A 17,033-nucleotide genomic window follows, 5' to 3' on the forward strand; every position below is an offset into this window, starting at 1 on the left:
AATGGCAAAACAATCAATGAAAGCACGCGATGTAAAACGCGTTAAATTGGCTGAAAAATTCTTCGCTAAACGTGCAGAATTAAAGAAAATCATTTCTGATGTCAATGCCTCTGACGAAGATCGTTGGAACGCAGTGTTGAAGTTACAAACTTTACCACGTGATTCTAGCCCTAGTCGTCAACGTAACCGTTGCCGCCAAACTGGACGTCCTCACGGCGTTTTACGTAAGTTTGGTTTAAGCCGTATTAAGGTTCGTGAAGCTGCTATGCGCGGCGAGATCCCAGGCCTTAAAAAAGCGAGCTGGTAATATACCACTTTATTTTGGAATCGGAGAAAAAGTACAATGAGTATGCAAGATCCAATCGCAGATATGTTGACCCGTATTCGTAACGGTCAAGCTGCGAACAAAGTTGCAATCAATATGCCTTCTTCCAAGCTAAAAGTGGCAATTGCCAACGTATTAGCTGCTGAAGGTTATATCGAAAGCGTTAAAGTTTTAGAAGGTGCAAAACCTGAATTGGAAATTACTTTAAAATATTTCCAAGGCAAACCGGTTGTAGAAAGCATCCAACGTGTAAGTCGTCCTGGTCTTCGTATTTACAAACGTAAAGACGAATTACCAAAAGTTATGGGTGGTTTAGGTGTTGCTGTAATTTCTACATCTAAAGGTGTTATGACTGACCGTGCAGCTCGTCAAGCGGGCTTAGGCGGTGAGATCATCTGTTATGTAGCTTAATAGAGGGGTAGGAAAATGTCTCGTGTTGCAAAGGCACCTGTTAATATTCCTGCCGGCGTTGAAGTTAAACTCGACGGTCAGCTATTAACAGTAAAAGGTAAAAATGGCGAGTTATCTCGCACAATTCATAACTCAGTTGAAGTTAAACAAGATAATGGTCAATTTACTTTCACTCCACGTGAAGGTTTTGTTGAAGCGAATGCTCAATCGGGTACAGCTCGTGCATTAGTTAATGCAATGGTTATCGGTGTTACTGAAGGCTTCACTAAGAAATTACAACTAGTGGGTGTTGGTTACAGAGCTCAAATTAAAGGCAACGCAGTTGCATTAAGTTTAGGTTTCTCTCACCCTGTGGAGCACACTTTACCAGCAGGTATTACTGCAGAATGCCCTTCACAAACGGAAATCGTTTTAAAAGGTGCAGACAAGCAGTTAATTGGTCAAGTTGCAGCAGATATTCGCGCTTATCGCCGTCCTGAGCCTTATAAAGGTAAAGGTGTACGTTACTCTGATGAAGTAGTACGTATGAAAGAGGCTAAGAAGAAATAATTAAGGTAACACTATGGATAAGAAATCAGCTCGTATCCGTCGTGCAGCTCGTGCACGTCATATGATGAGAGAGCAAGGTGTAACTCGTCTAGTTATTCACCGTACTCCGCGTCATATCTACGCACAAGTTATTGCACCAAACGGTTCAGAAGTGCTTGCCGCTGCTTCAACTGTTGAAAAAGCAATTCGTGAGCAAGTTAAATATACCGGTAATAAAGATGCCGCAGCAGTAGTAGGTAAACTTGTTGCTGAGCGCGCATTAGCAAAAGGCGTTAAAGACGTTGCTTTTGACCGTTCCGGTTTTAAATATCATGGTCGTGTCCAAACTTTAGCGGACGCTGCACGTGAAGCTGGTCTACAGTTCTAATGAGGTAAATTGAGATGTCAAACATCGAAAAACAAGCTGGTGAACTGCAAGAGAAGCTAATCGCAGTAAACCGTGTATCAAAAACTGTAAAAGGTGGTCGTATTATGAGCTTTACTGCTTTAACGGTAGTAGGCGATGGTAACGGTCGCGTAGGTTTTGGTTATGGTAAAGCTCGTGAAGTTCCGGCAGCGATCCAAAAAGCGATGGAAAAAGCACGTCGCAATATGATTAATGTCGCTTTAAATGAAGGTACATTACAACACCCAGTTAAAGGTGTTCACACTGGTTCTCGCGTATTCATGCAACCAGCTAGCGAAGGTACAGGTATCATCGCTGGTGGTGCAATGCGTTCAGTGTTAGAAGTTGCTGGTGTACGTAACGTTCTTTCTAAAGCGTATGGTTCAACCAACCCAATCAACGTTGTTCGTGCAACTATTGATGCATTAGCAAATATGAAATCACCAGAAATGGTTGCTGCTAAACGTGGCAAAACCGTTGATGAAATTTTGGGGTAATTGATAATGGCTAAAACTATTAAAGTAACTCAAGTTCGTAGCGCAATTGCTCGTTTACCGAAGCACAAAGCTACCTTGCGTGGTCTTGGTCTTCGCCATATGCACCATACTGTTGAGTTAATCGATACTCCGGCAGTACGTGGTATGATTAACCAAGTTTCATACATGGTTAAAGTGGAGGAGTAAGATAATGCGTTTAAATACTCTATCTCCGGCTGAAGGTGCTAAGCACAGTGCAAAACGCCTTGGTCGTGGTATTGGTTCAGGTTTAGGAAAAACTGGTGGTCGTGGTCATAAAGGTCAAAAATCTCGTACTGGCGGCGGTGTTCGTCGTGGTTTCGAGGGTGGTCAAATGCCATTATACCGTCGTTTACCAAAATTTGGTTTCACTTCAATGAAATCAGCTGTAACTGCTGAAGTTCGTTTAAACGAATTAACAAAAGTTGAAGGAAATGTTGTCACTTTAGAAGCGTTAAAAGCTGCAAACATTTTAACTAAAGATATTCAATTCGCTAAAGTTATCTTAGCTGGTGAAGTGAAATCTGCAGTTACTGTACGTGGTTTACGTGTAACTAAAGGTGCAAAAGCAGCGATCGAAGCTGCTGGCGGTTCAGTTGAGGAATAATTAGCAAATGGCTAAACAACCAGGTTATCAAAGCAGAAGTACTAATAGTGGTACTGGTGAACTAAAAAGCAGATTGCTTTTTGTATTAGGTGCACTTATCGTTTATCGTATTGGTTCTTTTATTCCGCTTCCTGGTATTGATGCCGCCGTGCTAGCTCAATTAGTTGAACAACAAAAAGGCACCATCATTGATATGTTAAACATGTTCTCTGGTGGTGCATTGAGCCGAGCATCAATTTTAGCATTAGGTATTATGCCGTATATTTCGGCATCTATCGTGATGCAATTGCTTGCTACGGTTTCACCTGCTTTAGCAGAATTGAAGAAAGAAGGTGCAGCAGGACAAAGAAAAATCACCAAGTATACTCGTTATGCAACGGTGGTTTTTGCTACTATCCAAGCTATCGCAATTTCTACCGGTTTACCGAATATGTTGCCACAGTTAGTGCCAAATATCGGTTTTACTTTTTACTTCACTGCAGTAGTGAGTCTTGTGACCGGAACCATGTTCTTAATGTGGTTAGGTGAGCAAATTACTGAAAGAGGTATTGGTAACGGTATCTCAATTCTTGTTTTTGGTGGTATTGTTGCAGGGTTGCCACATGCAATCATCGAAACAGTTGAGCAAGCTCGTCAAGGACAAATGCATCCTTTAGTTCTTCTACTAATCGCTGCTATTGTTTTTGCAGTAACTTATTTTGTTGTCTTCGTAGAACGTGGACAACGTAGAATTCGTGTTGAATATGCTAAGCGTCAACAAGGACGTCAAATTTTAGGTGGTCATTCAACTCACTTACCATTAAAAGTTAATATGGCAAACGTAATGCCAGCAATTTTTGCTTCAAGCATTATTTTATTCCCTGCCACATTGACACAATGGTTTGGTCAAAATGATAAGTTTGAGTGGTTAAATGACTTATCAATGTTGTTGAATCCTGGACAACCTTTATATCTTCTTGTTTATGCGGTAGCGATTATTTTCTTCAGTTTCTTCTATACTGCAATGCAATATAATCCACGTGATACAGCAGATAATCTAAAAAAATCTGGTGCATTTATCCCAGGAATTAGACCAGGTGAACAAACATCTCGTTACATTGATAAAGTAATGACTCGCTTAACATTAATCGGCGGTCTTTATGTAACGTTCGTATGTTTAGTCCCTTACATTATGACATCAGCATGGGATGTTAAATTCTACTTCGGTGGTACTTCCTTATTAATCGTTGTTGTTGTAATTATGGATTTTATCGTGCAAGTTCAGAGTCACTTAATGTCGTCTCAATATGAATCTGCGTTAAAAAAAGCAAACCTTAAAGGTTTTGGACAGTAATTGTTCATTTAAGTAAAAAGGATAAGCAATGAAAGTTCGTGCTTCCGTTAAGAAGATGTGTCGTAACTGTAAAATTGTTAAACGTGAAGGTGTTGTTCGCGTATTATGCAGCGACCCTAAACATAAACAACGTCAAGGTTAATTAACATTTCTTCTTGCAAAGAACCGGTTGAGTAGTTATACTACTCAACTCATTTATGTCCTTGGTATTCTGTTTGAGTATCCTGAAAACGGGCTTTTCAAGATCAGAATACCAAATTAGTTAAAATAATAGGAGTGCATAGTGGCCCGTATTGCAGGCATTAACATTCCTGATCACAAACACGCTGTAATCGCTTTAACTGCAATTTACGGTATCGGTAAAACTCGTTCTAAAAGCATTTGTGCTGCAGCGGGTATTGCTGAAGATGTTAAGATCAGCGAATTGTCTGAAGAGCAGATTGACAAACTGCGTGACGAAGTTGGTAAATTTACCGTTGAAGGTGACTTACGTCGTGAAGTAACACTAAACATCAAACGTCTTTTAGACTTAGGTTGTTACCGTGGTTTACGTCATCGTCGTAGTTTACCGGTACGTGGTCAACGTACTAAAACTAATGCGCGTACCCGTAAGGGTCCACGTAAGCCGATCAAAAAATAGTCGGGGTAAATAAAGAATGGCTAAAACACCAGTTCGTGCACGTAAACGTGTAAAAAAACAAGTTGTAGATGGCGTAGCACACATTCACGCATCTTTCAATAACACAATCGTTACCATTACTGACCGTCAAGGTAATGCTTTAGCTTGGGCTACAGCAGGTGGTTCAGGTTTCCGTGGTTCTCGTAAATCTACCCCGTTCGCTGCACAAGTTGCTGCAGAACGTTGTGCTGAAATCGTTAAAGAGTTCGGCTTAAAGAACTTGGAAGTTATGGTTAAAGGTCCGGGTCCGGGTCGTGAATCAACAATCCGTGCATTAAATGCAGCGGGTTTCCGTATCACGAACATCACTGATGTGACTCCGATTCCTCATAACGGTTGTCGTCCACCGAAAAAACGTCGTGTTTAATGGCGTAATAGGATAGTTGGAGAAAGAAAATGGCAAGATATTTGGGCCCTAAACTCAAGCTCAGCCGTCGTGAAGGCACTGATTTATTCCTTAAATCAGGTGTGCGTGCGATTGATTCAAAATGTAAAATTGATACAGCACCAGGTCAACACGGTGCTCGTAAACCGCGTTTGTCTGACTATGGTAGTCAATTACGTGAAAAACAAAAAGTTCGTCGTATCTATGGTATTTTAGAACGTCAATTCCGTAACTACTATAAAGAAGCAAACCGTTTAAAAGGTAATACTGGTGAAAACTTACTAGTATTATTAGAAGGTAGATTGGATAACGTTGTTTATCGCATGGGATTTGCTGCAACTCGCGCAGAAGCTCGTCAATTAGTGAGCCACAAAGCGATTGTCGTAAATGGTCGTGTTGTAAATATCCCATCTTTCCAAGTTTCTGTAAATGATGTCGTTGCTGTTCGTGAGAAATCTAAAAAACAAGCACGTATTAAAGCATCATTAGAATTAGCAGAACAAAGAGAAAAACCAACTTGGTTAGAAGTTGATTCTGCAAAAATGGAAGGTGTGTTCAAACGTGTTCCTGAACGTTCTGATTTATCAGCAGACATTAACGAACATCTGATCGTTGAGCTTTACTCTAAATAATAGTTAAGCTTAAAAGCAAAGAGAGGATAAAATGCAGGGTTCTGTTACAGAATTTTTAAAACCACGCTTAGTAGATATCGAGCAAGTTAGCTCTACTCATGCTAAGGTGATCTTAGAACCGTTAGAGCGTGGCTTTGGTCATACTCTAGGGAATGCATTACGTCGTATCCTTCTGTCTTCAATGCCAGGTTGTGCTGTAACTGAAGTAGAAATTGATGGCGTACTGCACGAATATAGTAGTAAAGAAGGTGTTCAGGAAGATGTTCTTGAAGTTCTTTTAAACCTTAAAGGTCTAGCGGTTAAAGTACAGAATAAAGATGATGTTATTCTGACATTAAATAAATCTGGAATTGGCCCTGTTGTTGCAGCTGATATCACCCATGATGGTGATGTTGAGATTGTTAATCCATCACATGTAATCTGTCACTTAACAGACGAAAATGCATCTATTAATATGCGTATTCGTGTTCAACGTGGTAGAGGTTATGTACCAGCATCTGCTCGTACTCATTCACAAAATGAAGATCGTCCAATTGGTCGTTTATTAGTGGATGCTTGTTATAGCCCGGTTGACCGTATTGCTTACAATGTTGAAGCAGCACGTGTTGAACAACGTACTGACTTAGATAAATTAGTTATCGAGTTAGAAACTAACGGGACTATTGATCCGGAAGAAGCAATTCGTCGTGCAGCAACAATTTTAGCAGAGCAACTCGATGCATTCGTTGATTTGCGTGATGTTCGTCAACCTGAAGTCAAGGAAGAAAAACCGGAATTCGATCCGATTTTATTACGTCCTGTTGATGACTTAGAGTTGACAGTTCGTTCTGCTAACTGTTTGAAAGCAGAAACAATTCACTATATCGGTGACTTAGTACAACGTACAGAAGTTGAGTTATTAAAAACGCCTAATCTTGGTAAGAAATCTCTTACTGAAATTAAAGACGTTCTCGCTTCACGTGGCTTGTCACTTGGTATGCGCCTTGAGAATTGGCCACCAGCAAGTATTGCTGAAGACTAGTTTGGTCATAGGTTAAGATTTTTCTGAGAAGGATAAGATCATGCGCCATCGTAAGAGTGGTCGTCAACTAAACCGTAATAGCAGCCATCGCCAAGCGATGTTCCGTAACTTAGCAAGTGCTTTAGTTAGTCATGAAATCATCAAGACTACTTTACCAAAAGCTAAAGAATTACGTCGTGTAGTTGAACCGTTAATTACATTAGCAAAAGAAGATAGCGTTGCAAACCGTCGTTTAGCATTCGCTCGTACTCGTAACATCGAAACTGTTGCGAAATTATTCAATGAATTAGGTCCACGTTTTGCTCAACGTGCAGGTGGTTACACCCGTATCTTAAAATGTGGTTTCCGTGCAGGTGACAACGCTCCAATGGCATACATTGAGTTAGTTGATCGTCCAGAAGTTGCAGAAGCAGCAGCGGAATAATAATTTGTTATAAAATAAAAAGGCTCACTGATGTGAGCCTTTTTTATATATTGTTTTCCTAAAATTCAGCTTTAGCTCTGAATGTCATTTTTTCACCTGTGATAGGGTGCGTAATCATAAGTTCTTCTGCATGTAAGCATAAGCGAGGTGACATCGATTTAGCTTGTGGGTGAGAATAAAACTTGTCCCCTAAAATGGGATGTCCAAGCGCGAGCGTATGTAAACGAAGTTGATGCGAACGTCCTGTGATTGGAGTTAGTTTAACTCGAGTACAGTTAGTTGGTAACCGTTCTAAAACTTCATAAAAAGTGACCGCTCTTTTCCCAAATACAAAATCGATGCGTTGACGAGGGCGATTTTCCCAATCGCAAATCATTGGAAGATTTATTTCCCCACTATCTCGTTCTAAGTGTCCCCATACTAAAGCTTGATAATATTTCTTTGGCTCACGTTCACGGAATTGACGTTTCAACTCTTTATCTGCCGCTTTACTTAATGCAAAAAGAATAATCCCACTTGTGGCCATATCTAGACGATGTGCAGGTTCACAAAATCCAAATTTCTCTTTTACCCGACTCATTGCACTATCGTAGTATTCAGGTTGATTGCCAGGAACTGAAAGTAAACCGCTTGGCTTGTTTACCACGCAGATATGATTATCTTGATAGATAATATCTAAATACGGTTCTAAAGGGGGATGGTATTCAATAAGTGCCATATTATTCCTTGTTTGTCACTATTACCCGAAGGCTATCTAATCGCCAGCTTGCTTTACTTAACTCTTCCAGAGAAAGCTCGCGTTGTTTTTCTAATACATCAATTTCCGCCTGGCGAATATTTTTATTTACTGCTTTCAAGGCTATAAGTCGATTGATTTCAGTGCTCAATGTTTGATCTGCTAATTTACTAGCTTCTTGAATTTGAGCTTGTGCGATTTCAGTCATTTTGTGATCGCCTATTTTTATTAATTGCTCAATATTTGGACGAGCCATTTTGACCATTTTATTCGCAATGTCTTTGCCTAGCGGCTTAAGTTTATTTTGCAATGTATCAAAATTAACTTGTCCGGCTAGATCGTTTCCTTTGCTATCCAGCAATAAGCGAACAGGTGTAGGCGGAAGAAAACGATTCAGTTGCAAACCTTTTGGTGATTGGCTTTCAATCATATAAATCAATTCAACCAACAGCGTGCCTGCAGGCAGCTGTTTATTGACTAATAATGCCATCGATGCTTTGCCAATGTCACCAGAAACGATTAAATCAATGCCTTGGCGTATCATTGGATGATCCCAGGTAAGAAATTCTAATTCCTCACGAGCAAGGGCAAGTTGTCGGTCAAAAGTTACTGTAACACCTTCTTCTTTTAATCCAGGAAAATCAGGAATAAGCATGGTGCCCGTTGGTGTGATAACAATGCTGTTTTCACCTAAATCATCTTGTTCTACACCAATAATATCAAATAAATTCAGTGCAAAATCGACTAATTGTGGTGAATTATCTGTTTGAGCGATTTCTGCCGCAAGTCGTTGTGCCTTTTCTCCACCATTAGAATTTAATTCTAACAAACGATCGCGTCCTTTCTCTAAGGCTAAGCGCAATGCTTTTGCTTGTTTTTGCGTTTGGAGAATAAGTTGCTCAAAATCCGCTTTATTTTCCGACCGCACTTTTAGTAACGATTCATATTGTTCAAACAATGTCATGCCAATAGGGCAAGTTTGTTCAAAAGCATTTAAACCTTCATGATACCAACGTGCTAAATCTTGCTGCTCAGAGTTTGTGAGGCAAGGTACATAAATTTGTACATCTCGCGTTTGTCCAATACGATCTAAACGGCCAATACATTGCTCAAGTAAGTCAGGATTTTCTGGTAAATCGAAGAGTACGAGATGACAAGCAAATTGGAAGTTTCGCCCTTCAGAACCAATGCTAGAACTCAGTAAAACTTGAGCACCATTATCGGTATCTGAAAAATAAGCTGCCGCACGATCTCGTTCAATGATTGACATTCTTTCATGGAAAACAGCACCGCGAATGGCTTCTTTTTCTCGTAAAACTTGCTCAAGTTGAATTGCCGTTTGTGCTGTTTTACAAATAACTAAGATTTTTTCATTTCGGTGTGATTTTAGAAAATCAATTAACCAATGAATTTTTTCATCTACTTCAGCCGCATCAATCGTTATTTGATGGTAAACCCGATGCGGGAAACCTTTTACACCTTGACGTGTATTGCGAAATAAAATACGGCTTGTACCGTGTCGATCGATGAGATTTTGAATAAGTTCTTGTCGTGCAGTTTGTTTTTCGTCGTCATTATGACAGGCTAAGGCTTTAAATAATGGTTCGACATCCTGCTCATTGAGTAAATCAGAAATATGATTTTTTTCGACCGCACTTAGCGGCTTCTCTGAAAGCAATGATTGCACTGCATCGGCCACAGGTTGATAATTTTCCTGTTCCTTCAAGAACGCTTGGTAATCATAAAAACGCTCAGGATCAAGCAAGCGTAAGCGTGCAAAATGGCTTTCCAAACCTAATTGTTCAGGTGTTGCAGTGAGTAATAAAACAGACGGAATAGCGTTCGCTAATTGTTCCACCAATAAATAAGCGGCACTCGGCGCATTTTCTGACCAAGCCAAATGATGTGCTTCATCGACAATTAAACAGTCAAATTCAGCTTCAATGGCTTGTTGTATGCGATGAGGATGTGCTTTCAACCAATCTAGTGCACAAATAATTAAGCTTTCAGTACTAAATGGATTGATCGCTTGTTCGGCAAAATCTTCACAACGTTCTTCATCAAATAATGAAAAATGTAAATTAAAACGACGAAGCATTTCGATAAGCCATTGATGCTGCAAGGTTTCCGGTACAATAATTAATACACGTTGTACTTTTTCAGCAAAAAGCTGGTTTTGCAAAATCATCCCTGCTTCAATAGTTTTACCTAAACCCACTTCATCCGCTAAGAGTACGCGAGGATTCACACGATTTCCTACCTCTTGTGCAATATGAAGCTGGTGAGGAATTAAACCCGCACGATTGCCTCGTAAGCCACGCAAAGGCGATTGAAATTGAGCTTGTTGATGCAGAAGGGTTTGATAGCGCAATGCAAAATGTTCATTGCGATCAATTTGTGATGAAAAGAGGCGATCTTTTGCTTGGCTAAAGGAAATTATCGGAGAAAGTTCTTTTTCATTGACGATAATCTCTTCGCCTTGCGCATTTTTGACCAAATAAAATAAGAGACCATTCATTTCTTGAACATCAAGGACTTCTCCTTGCCAACCTGTTTGGTGATGAAGTTGTTCTCCTTTATTCAACACAATTCGGGTTAATGGCGCTTGTGCCACCGCATAAATTCGGGTTTCATCTGTAGCAGGAAAGTGAAGAGTAACCGAGCGGAAATCTAAGGCGGTTATCATCCCTAATCCGAGGTTATTTTCAGTTTCACTAATCCAGCGTTGACCGATTGCAAATGACATCATCTTCCTCTTAATGAATCTCTTAAAATGGGGCGATATTGTAGTCTGATTATAAGGGAAAGCAAGGCATGGACATCTAAAAGCATGAAAAATAAAGTGTGATTTTTCTCACAATAATCAAATTAAATGTTGCCTAAGCTTTACTTTAAAAAAGTGCGGTGTAAAAATGACGTACTTTTTCATAAAACAGGAGTGTTCCATGAATTGGACAGAACGACTTAAAGAAGAATTTTTATCCGGTTGGAAGCCTTTTGAAGTGGCATGGGTAGTTATTTTCCTTGCCGCGCAAATTATTGCTTATGTTCTTGCACCAGATAGCCCATTAGGCATGATTTCGGGTATTGCAGGTATTCTCTGTGTGGTATTGGTAAGTAAAGGAAAAATTAGTAACTATTTCTTTGGGCTTATTTTTGCTTACACCTATTTTTATGTCGCCTGGGGAAACAATTTCCTTGGTGAAATGAATACAGTGCTCTATGTCTATATTCCATCACAATTTATCGGTTATTTTATGTGGAAACAGCATATGCAAAACGATAATGGCGGTGAAAGTGTAATTGCAAAAGCGTTGACACCAAAAGGTTGGGCTGTTTTACTCGTGAGTGTTGGTATTGGTACTTTTTGCTTTGTGCAAGCCTTAAAAGCGGCAGGAGGGAGTTCTACAGGATTAGATGGTTTAACCACGATTATCACCGTAGCGGCGCAATTATTAATGATTTTGCGTTATCGTGAGCAATGGTTATTATGGATTGTCTTAAATGTGCTTTCCATTTTGCTTTGGGCAGAACAGCCAGCAATGTACTTAATGTATAGTGCTTACTTACTCAACTCATTATATGGTTATTACAACTGGACGAAACTCGTCAAAGCGGAAAACCACTAATCACATCAATAAAAAAGGGCATAGTAATATGCCCTTACATTTTCAAATAAAATGCCTTTGTCAATGTAATAAATTCCCCTGTGTACTGATTGTTTTCGTCATAAATCACCAAGCTATCTTTTACCTGTGGTAAATGCTCCCGGCTAAATGTGAGTAACATACGTTGTGGATCTTTCCCTATTTTTGTAATGACATCAGTTTGTTTAATACAATAAAGTGCGGTTGAATTTATCAATGTTTTTCCCGCCTCATAAGGCAAGACAAAACTGATTTTTCCTTTTTCGGATAAACAACTCGTCGCCCAATTTAACCAATCTAAATGGCTTTGTTGAACATAACGGGCAAGCGCTCGTTCGTCATTTTTACATTCAACGCCTTGTGCAAAATAAGGCGGATTAGCCACAATTAAATCAAATTGATATGCTGTTTGTTGGCAATAGGTTTGCACATCTTGGCTTGTTAAATGAAGGCGATTGTGCCATGGCGAAGCCTTAAAGTTTTCTTGTGCTTGTTGTGCTGCAAGGGGATCAAGTTCAACGGCTTCAATTTGGCAATGCACATGACTTCGTTGGGCAAGCATTAGTGCAACTAAGCCTGTGCCAGTTCCCATATCAAGAATCCGCTGACAATCAGGCACATCCGCCCAAGCACCCAGTAAAATGCCGTCAGTGCCGACTTTCATTGCACAATGTTGTTGATTAATATGGAATTGTTTAAAGGTAAAGCTGCTCATAAAATCTTGCGGAAAATGACCGCACTTTCAGGTATAATCAGCCCCAATTTTAACAAATTAACGCAAAATAATGAATTTATCTCCATTTGAAGAATTCGCTCTTTCCCCCGAATTATTAAAAGCCTTAGAAAAGAAAGGCTACACTCGCCCAACTGCCATTCAATTAGAAGCGATTCCTGCTGCCATGGAAGAGCGAGATGTGCTCGGTTCTGCACCAACAGGTACTGGTAAAACGGCTGCATTCTTATTGCCAGCGATTCAGCATTTATTAGATTATCCGCGTCGTAAGCCAGGCGCACCTCGCATTTTAATTTTAACGCCAACCCGTGAGTTAGCGATGCAGGTTGCAGAGCAAGCGGAAGAACTGGCGCAATTCACGCATTTGAAGATTGCAACCATTACTGGCGGTGTGGCTTATCAAAATCATGGGGAAGTATTTAATTCAAATCAGGATATCGTAGTAGCAACACCGGGGCGTTTATTGCAATACATCAAAGAAGAGAACTTTGATTGTCGCGCGGTAGAAATGCTAATTTTTGATGAAGCAGATCGCATGTTGCAAATGGGCTTTGGGCAAGATGCGGAGAAAATTGCGGCTGAAACACGTTGGCGTAAACAAACGCTCCTTTTCTCTGCCACATTAGAAGGGGAGTTATTAGTTGATTTCGCAGAACGTTTATTGAATGATCCGGTAAAAATTGATGCCGAGCCAAGTCGTCGTGAGCGTAAGAAAATCAATCAGTGGTATTATCACGCTGATAGCAATGAACATAAAATTAAGTTGCTTGCACGTTTTATCGAAATCGAGAAAGTGAGCCGTGGTATTGTGTTTGTCCGTCGTCGCGAAGATGTGCGTGAGCTTTCTGAAACTTTGCGTAAACGTGGCATTCGCTCCACTTATCTAGAAGGCGATATGGCACAAACGCAACGTAATAATGCCATTGATAAGTTGAAATCAGGTGTTGTTACTGTGTTAGTGGCAACTGACGTGGCTGCTCGCGGGATTGATATTGATGATGTCACACACGTGATGAACTTCGATTTACCTTATAGTGCAGATACGTATTTGCATCGTATTGGTCGTACGGCTCGTGCAGGGAAAAAAGGTACAGCTGTTTCTTTTGTGGAAGCCCATGATTACAAATTACTTGGTAAGATTAAGCGTTATACAGAAGAGCTTTTGAAAGCGCGTATTTTAGAAGGCTTAGAACCTCGAACCAAACCACCAAAAGATGGGGAAGTAAAATCTATGTCTAAAAAGCAAAAAGCGCGTATTAAAGAAAAGCGTGAAGAAAAGAAAAAATCAGAGGTGAAGAAAAAAGCCAAACTTCGTCATAAAGATACGAAAAATATAGGTAAACGTCGTAAACCAAGCACAGAAAAAGCTGCAGAGAAACAATAAAAAAATAGCCGCACTCATTAAGTGCGGTTATTTTTTTGACTATTTATGAACTTGGCTACCAATTAAGCCACCTAATGCGGCACCACCTAATGTGGTTGCGGCATTACCGCCAATCATATAGCCTGCTGCGCCGCCGATAGCCGCGCCAGCTGTTGTATTTTTTTGAGTACGACTCATATTTCCACATGCTGCAAGAGAAATAACAGTCATCGCGATAACAAGTGATTTTCCAATTAATTTCATAGGATCTCTCCGTGTTTAACATATAAAACTATCCATATTGATAGTACTCCATAAGACAAACAGAGATGAATGAAAGTTCAAAAATATGCGTTTTTCGATGTTTTTCTGAACAATGAAATATATTGAATGTTAATCTTTCGCTTGATCTAATACTTTCGCAACCACTTTCAAATATTCAATAGCCAATCCATGGTGTCCTGTACTTGCATTAAATACTAAATCTTCACTTAATACACCACAAGGCATATTTTCAGGAATTTCACCTTCTTCATAAGCCCGATAGTCAGCTCGCCAGTCACCATCAAAATAATAGTGTTCTAAGGTTTTCATTTTTGGTAAGAAGGCCTGCCATTTTTCAAGAAATTGTTCTGCGTCAGCTAAGAAACTCTCTGCTTCATTGAGAAGGTTTTCCATTTCTGAAATTTTATCTAAGCGTGATTGAGGTAACATAGGTTTCTCCAAAATAAGGTAAAAATAAACCGCACTTTATGCGAACAAAGTGCGGTGAGTTTATCATGCGTTTTTAGATTTACACATCATAAGTGGTAGATGCAGTATTACCACCGCGACCTGTCCAGTTGGTGTGGAAGAATTCACCGCGTGGTTTGTCGGTACGCTCATAAGTATGTGCACCGAAGTAGTCACGTTGTGCTTGCAATAAATTTGCTGGTAAACGTGCTGAAGTATAGCCATCTAAGAAGGTAATCGCAGAGGCCATACAAGGCATTGGGATACCCACTTCGATCGATTTTGCCACCACTTTACGCCAGTCGCTTAATGCGTTTTCTAAAATGCCTTTGAAGTAGCTATCTGAACCTAAGAAGATTAAATCTGGGTTCGCTTCGTATGCATCACGAATGTTACCTAAGAAACGGCTACGGATAATACAACCTTCACGCCATAACAACGCTGTTGCTCCGTAGTTAATGTTCCAGCCAAATTGTTCAGAGGCTTCGCGAATCAGCATAAAGCCTTGTGCGTAAGAAATGATTTTTGACGCCAATAATGCTTTACGTACTGCTTCAATCCACACTTTTTTGTCGCCTTCAACCGGTTGAATTGTTTTGCCAAATAATTGATTAGCGGCAACACGTTGATCTTTAAATGAAGATACGCAACGAGCAAAGACAGATTCAGTGATTAAGGTTAATGGAATACCGAAATCTAATGCATTGATACCCGTCCATTTACCTGTCCCTTTTTGGCCAGCTGTATCTAAGATTTTTTCAACTAATGGCTCACCATCAGCATCTTTATAACCAAGAATATCGGTCGTGATATCGATTAAATAGCTATCCAGTTCAGTTTTTTTCCATTCTGCGAAGATAGCTTTCATTTCTTCATAGCTTAAGCCTAAACCTTCTTTTAAAAATTGGTAAGCTTCACAGATTAATTGCATATCGCCATATTCGATACCATTGTGAACCATTTTCACGAAGTGGCCTGCACCTTCGCCGCCAACCCAGTCACAGCAAGGTTCGCCTTGTTCTGTTTTAGCTGAGATTGCTTGGAAGATTGGTTTAACATATGGCCATGCTTCGTGGTTACCACCCGGCATGATTGATGGTCCATGACGCGCACCTTCTTCACCACCCGAAACACCCGAACCAATAAAGCGAATACCTTTTTCAGCCAATGCTTTAACACGACGGTTGGTATCAGGATAGTTTGAGTTACCACCATCAATGATGATGTCGCCTTCTTCTAAGTGTGGTAATAATGCCTCAATGAATTGATCCACTACATCACCCGCGCGCACCATTAACATCACTTTACGTGGTTTTTCTAATTTAGAAGCTAAATCTTCTAAAGAGTATGCGCCGATAATATTCGTGCCTTTTGCTGCGCCTTGTAAAAATTCATCCACTTTTGAAGTGGTACGGTTATATGCCACAACTTTAAAGCCATGATCATTCATATTTAAAATGAGGTTTTGCCCCATTACGGCTAAGCCGATAACACCGATGTCGCCTTTTACTGACATTGTTTTCTCCTGTTTGTGAGGTACAAGTCTTTGTACCGATTGAATATGTTGGTGTAACTAAATTTCACTCTACATTGATTGATATATTTTATCCTCTAAAAGCTCTTGAAAAGATAAAAAGACAGCCATTAAAAAATCAAAGATTATTTTATCTTCAATATTAGCGCTTGTTTTAAGTGTTGAGCTAATATTATCAAGTATATATGCAATATTTTTGTTTTTAACTTCGAATTTCTTATCTAATATTCTTTTTCCATAGTCATATAAGAAGTTAAGGAAGTTTTTGCTTTCTAAAACACGAACGTGGTTAGGATAACTTTCCGTCGCAATATAAACATTATCTTCAGTTTTATATGCGGTTAGATTTAGTTTTAAAAAACCAGAGTAGGATATAGAAATTACATCTTTATATGATCGAATGTGAGCATGTTTACCTATATGTCCATTAACAATACTTGAGTTTTCTATAATTGCATCATCAAAGATAATTGAATTTTCAATTGAAGAATCACAAATTTTACTTTTATCGAAGATATATGAGTCTCCACAAATTGTAGATGCACCTAAAATCATAGCATCTCCGTATACCGAAGAGTTATTTTCAACAGATGAATCTTCAGAAACTATAGCATTCCCAGAGGCTGTTGCATTATGGATGAGCATCGCATTATCACGAACTATAGCATTTTCAGAAACTATCGCATTGTCTAGAACTTTACTATTTCCAAGAACCTTTGCATTATCTTTTATCCAAGCTTTGCCTATATGTGATAAATTATTTTCACTTTCAATATATCCTCCGAGAGAGCCTTCTTCAACAATCGGGGGATCCCAATAGTTATCTTCTTCGTCATCATAGGGGTAAATTGTTATTAGCGCTTCTATTTGATAAAGTGTTCTTCCTTCATAAACAATAGTATTATTTGTTAAACGATATTTTTTCATTATTTAATTTAAAATAGCATGGAAATAACTCCACGTTCGGTCATCTTAACTCTTCGTCAGCGTTAAAAACCAATATGCGGATAATAATCTATAGC

At 39.5% G+C, this 17,033-nt stretch carries 23 protein-coding genes; 16 read left to right on the plus strand and 7 right to left on the minus strand.

Annotated elements, in window-relative coordinates:
* The first annotated feature begins 1 nt into the window (after position 1).
* From rpsN to rplQ, 14 genes are all read left to right on the plus strand, one after another.
* Entirely contained in the window at positions 2–307 is a 306-nt protein-coding gene (rpsN, locus tag A9500_RS04475) for a 30S ribosomal protein S14 (RefSeq protein WP_007242504.1), read from the plus strand.
* A 36-nt stretch (positions 308–343) separates the two neighbouring features.
* Positions 344–736 carry a 30S ribosomal protein S8 gene (gene rpsH, locus A9500_RS04480; protein ID WP_005625877.1) on the plus strand — a complete coding sequence of 131 codons (393 nt, stop codon included), beginning with the start codon at positions 344–346 and terminating at the stop codon, positions 734–736.
* A gap of 15 nt (positions 737–751) precedes the next feature.
* Entirely contained in the window at positions 752–1,285 is a 534-nt protein-coding gene (gene rplF / locus A9500_RS04485; RefSeq protein ID WP_065244061.1) for a 50S ribosomal protein L6, read from the plus strand.
* Positions 1,286–1,298: 13 nt separating this feature from the next.
* Positions 1,299–1,652, plus strand: a complete 354-nt coding sequence (gene rplR / locus A9500_RS04490; RefSeq protein WP_005695097.1) for a 50S ribosomal protein L18 — start codon at positions 1,299–1,301, stop codon at positions 1,650–1,652.
* 14 nt (positions 1,653–1,666) lie between these two features.
* On the plus strand, positions 1,667–2,167 hold the full coding sequence (gene rpsE / locus A9500_RS04495) for a 30S ribosomal protein S5 (RefSeq protein ID WP_005695098.1): 501 nt from the start codon (positions 1,667–1,669) through the stop codon (positions 2,165–2,167).
* 6 nt (positions 2,168–2,173) lie between these two features.
* Positions 2,174–2,353 (plus strand): 50S ribosomal protein L30, encoded by a 180-nt coding sequence (gene rpmD, locus A9500_RS04500; protein WP_046339253.1) that lies wholly within the window; start codon positions 2,174–2,176, stop codon positions 2,351–2,353.
* A 4-nt stretch (positions 2,354–2,357) separates the two neighbouring features.
* Positions 2,358–2,792 carry a 50S ribosomal protein L15 gene (gene rplO / locus A9500_RS04505; RefSeq protein ID WP_005695100.1) on the plus strand — a complete coding sequence of 145 codons (435 nt, stop codon included), beginning with the start codon at positions 2,358–2,360 and terminating at the stop codon, positions 2,790–2,792.
* Positions 2,793–2,799: 7 nt separating this feature from the next.
* A complete protein-coding gene (gene secY / locus A9500_RS04510; RefSeq protein WP_005695101.1) occupies positions 2,800–4,125 on the plus strand; it encodes a preprotein translocase subunit SecY in 1,326 nt (441 codons plus the stop codon).
* Between the two features lie 28 nt (positions 4,126–4,153).
* Positions 4,154–4,267, plus strand: a complete 114-nt coding sequence (gene rpmJ, locus A9500_RS04515) for a 50S ribosomal protein L36 (protein WP_005625868.1) — start codon at positions 4,154–4,156, stop codon at positions 4,265–4,267.
* A 141-nt stretch (positions 4,268–4,408) separates the two neighbouring features.
* Positions 4,409–4,765 (plus strand): 30S ribosomal protein S13, encoded by a 357-nt coding sequence (gene rpsM / locus A9500_RS04520; protein WP_005548758.1) that lies wholly within the window; start codon positions 4,409–4,411, stop codon positions 4,763–4,765.
* A gap of 16 nt (positions 4,766–4,781) precedes the next feature.
* Positions 4,782–5,171 carry a 30S ribosomal protein S11 gene (gene rpsK / locus A9500_RS04525; protein ID WP_005543603.1) on the plus strand — a complete coding sequence of 130 codons (390 nt, stop codon included), beginning with the start codon at positions 4,782–4,784 and terminating at the stop codon, positions 5,169–5,171.
* Between the two features lie 29 nt (positions 5,172–5,200).
* Positions 5,201–5,821, plus strand: coding sequence for a 30S ribosomal protein S4 (gene rpsD, locus A9500_RS04530; protein ID WP_005625866.1), 621 nt, complete (start codon positions 5,201–5,203; stop codon positions 5,819–5,821).
* A 31-nt stretch (positions 5,822–5,852) separates the two neighbouring features.
* A complete protein-coding gene (locus A9500_RS04535) occupies positions 5,853–6,842 on the plus strand; it encodes a DNA-directed RNA polymerase subunit alpha (protein WP_065244062.1) in 990 nt (329 codons plus the stop codon).
* 40 nt (positions 6,843–6,882) lie between these two features.
* Positions 6,883–7,266 carry a 50S ribosomal protein L17 gene (gene rplQ / locus A9500_RS04540; RefSeq protein WP_005695104.1) on the plus strand — a complete coding sequence of 128 codons (384 nt, stop codon included), beginning with the start codon at positions 6,883–6,885 and terminating at the stop codon, positions 7,264–7,266.
* Positions 7,267–7,324: 58 nt separating this feature from the next.
* Here rplQ and rluA read toward each other — a convergent pair whose 3' ends face one another.
* Positions 7,325–7,984 carry a bifunctional tRNA pseudouridine(32) synthase/23S rRNA pseudouridine(746) synthase RluA gene (gene rluA, locus A9500_RS04545; RefSeq protein ID WP_065244063.1) on the minus strand — a complete coding sequence of 220 codons (660 nt, stop codon included), beginning with the start codon at positions 7,982–7,984 and terminating at the stop codon, positions 7,325–7,327.
* A 1-nt stretch (position 7,985) separates the two neighbouring features.
* On the minus strand, positions 7,986–10,748 hold the full coding sequence (rapA, locus tag A9500_RS04550) for an RNA polymerase-associated protein RapA (protein ID WP_065244064.1): 2,763 nt from the start codon (positions 10,746–10,748) through the stop codon (positions 7,986–7,988).
* A 199-nt stretch (positions 10,749–10,947) separates the two neighbouring features.
* Between rapA and pnuC the strand changes: the two genes are divergently transcribed.
* Positions 10,948–11,631, plus strand: coding sequence for a nicotinamide riboside transporter PnuC (gene pnuC / locus A9500_RS04555; protein WP_065244065.1), 684 nt, complete (start codon positions 10,948–10,950; stop codon positions 11,629–11,631).
* A gap of 34 nt (positions 11,632–11,665) precedes the next feature.
* Here the strand turns inward: pnuC and A9500_RS04560 are convergent, their stop codons facing one another.
* Positions 11,666–12,364, minus strand: coding sequence for a tRNA1(Val) (adenine(37)-N6)-methyltransferase (locus tag A9500_RS04560; RefSeq protein ID WP_065244066.1), 699 nt, complete (start codon positions 12,362–12,364; stop codon positions 11,666–11,668).
* Between the two features lie 70 nt (positions 12,365–12,434).
* On the opposite strand from A9500_RS04560, the gene srmB reads away from it, so the two are divergent.
* Complete coding sequence (gene srmB / locus A9500_RS04565; protein WP_065244067.1) at positions 12,435–13,766, plus strand: ATP-dependent RNA helicase SrmB; 1,332 nt, start codon at positions 12,435–12,437, stop codon at positions 13,764–13,766.
* 39 nt (positions 13,767–13,805) lie between these two features.
* Here the strand turns inward: srmB and A9500_RS04570 are convergent, their stop codons facing one another.
* The 4 genes from A9500_RS04570 to A9500_RS04585 form a co-directional block, all read right to left on the minus strand.
* Positions 13,806–14,009, minus strand: coding sequence for a hypothetical protein (locus A9500_RS04570; RefSeq protein WP_005695111.1), 204 nt, complete (start codon positions 14,007–14,009; stop codon positions 13,806–13,808).
* Between the two features lie 129 nt (positions 14,010–14,138).
* Positions 14,139–14,459 (minus strand): DUF4298 domain-containing protein, encoded by a 321-nt coding sequence (locus A9500_RS04575; protein WP_065244068.1) that lies wholly within the window; start codon positions 14,457–14,459, stop codon positions 14,139–14,141.
* A 79-nt stretch (positions 14,460–14,538) separates the two neighbouring features.
* On the minus strand, positions 14,539–15,993 hold the full coding sequence (gnd, locus tag A9500_RS04580) for a decarboxylating NADP(+)-dependent phosphogluconate dehydrogenase (protein WP_065244069.1): 1,455 nt from the start codon (positions 15,991–15,993) through the stop codon (positions 14,539–14,541).
* 69 nt (positions 15,994–16,062) lie between these two features.
* Positions 16,063–16,938, minus strand: coding sequence for a hypothetical protein (locus tag A9500_RS04585; RefSeq protein WP_065244070.1), 876 nt, complete (start codon positions 16,936–16,938; stop codon positions 16,063–16,065).
* Positions 16,939–17,033: the final 95 nt, after the last annotated feature.

Origin of the sequence: Haemophilus sp. CCUG 60358, assembly GCF_001679485.1 — a bacterium.
Taxonomy (GTDB): Bacteria; Pseudomonadota; Gammaproteobacteria; order Enterobacterales; family Pasteurellaceae; genus Haemophilus_D.

Bases quoted from the DNA above. Each gene is read 5' to 3' on its own strand.
- rpsN (WP_007242504.1), top strand. From the start codon at position 2: ATGGCAAAACAATCAATGAAAGCACGCGATGTAAAACGCGTTAAATTG.
- rpsH (WP_005625877.1), top strand. From the start codon at position 344: ATGAGTATGCAAGATCCAATCGCAGATATGTTGACCCGTATTCGTAAC.
- rplF (WP_065244061.1), top strand. From the start codon at position 752: ATGTCTCGTGTTGCAAAGGCACCTGTTAATATTCCTGCCGGCGTTGAA.
- rplR (WP_005695097.1), top strand. From the start codon at position 1,299: ATGGATAAGAAATCAGCTCGTATCCGTCGTGCAGCTCGTGCACGTCAT.
- rpsE (WP_005695098.1), top strand. From the start codon at position 1,667: ATGTCAAACATCGAAAAACAAGCTGGTGAACTGCAAGAGAAGCTAATC.
- rpmD (WP_046339253.1), top strand. From the start codon at position 2,174: ATGGCTAAAACTATTAAAGTAACTCAAGTTCGTAGCGCAATTGCTCGT.
- rplO (WP_005695100.1), top strand. From the start codon at position 2,358: ATGCGTTTAAATACTCTATCTCCGGCTGAAGGTGCTAAGCACAGTGCA.
- secY (WP_005695101.1), top strand. From the start codon at position 2,800: ATGGCTAAACAACCAGGTTATCAAAGCAGAAGTACTAATAGTGGTACT.
- rpmJ (WP_005625868.1), top strand. From the start codon at position 4,154: ATGAAAGTTCGTGCTTCCGTTAAGAAGATGTGTCGTAACTGTAAAATT.
- rpsK (WP_005543603.1), top strand. From the start codon at position 4,782: ATGGCTAAAACACCAGTTCGTGCACGTAAACGTGTAAAAAAACAAGTT.
- rpsD (WP_005625866.1), top strand. From the start codon at position 5,201: ATGGCAAGATATTTGGGCCCTAAACTCAAGCTCAGCCGTCGTGAAGGC.
- A9500_RS04535 (WP_065244062.1), top strand. From the start codon at position 5,853: ATGCAGGGTTCTGTTACAGAATTTTTAAAACCACGCTTAGTAGATATC.
- rplQ (WP_005695104.1), top strand. From the start codon at position 6,883: ATGCGCCATCGTAAGAGTGGTCGTCAACTAAACCGTAATAGCAGCCAT.
- rluA (WP_065244063.1), bottom strand. From the start codon at position 7,984: ATGGCACTTATTGAATACCATCCCCCTTTAGAACCGTATTTAGATATT.
- rapA (WP_065244064.1), bottom strand. From the start codon at position 10,748: ATGTCATTTGCAATCGGTCAACGCTGGATTAGTGAAACTGAAAATAAC.
- pnuC (WP_065244065.1), top strand. From the start codon at position 10,948: ATGAATTGGACAGAACGACTTAAAGAAGAATTTTTATCCGGTTGGAAG.
- A9500_RS04560 (WP_065244066.1), bottom strand. From the start codon at position 12,364: ATGAGCAGCTTTACCTTTAAACAATTCCATATTAATCAACAACATTGT.
- srmB (WP_065244067.1), top strand. From the start codon at position 12,435: ATGAATTTATCTCCATTTGAAGAATTCGCTCTTTCCCCCGAATTATTA.
- A9500_RS04570 (WP_005695111.1), bottom strand. From the start codon at position 14,009: ATGAAATTAATTGGAAAATCACTTGTTATCGCGATGACTGTTATTTCT.
- A9500_RS04575 (WP_065244068.1), bottom strand. From the start codon at position 14,459: ATGTTACCTCAATCACGCTTAGATAAAATTTCAGAAATGGAAAACCTT.
- gnd (WP_065244069.1), bottom strand. From the start codon at position 15,993: ATGTCAGTAAAAGGCGACATCGGTGTTATCGGCTTAGCCGTAATGGGG.
- A9500_RS04585 (WP_065244070.1), bottom strand. From the start codon at position 16,938: ATGAAAAAATATCGTTTAACAAATAATACTATTGTTTATGAAGGAAGA.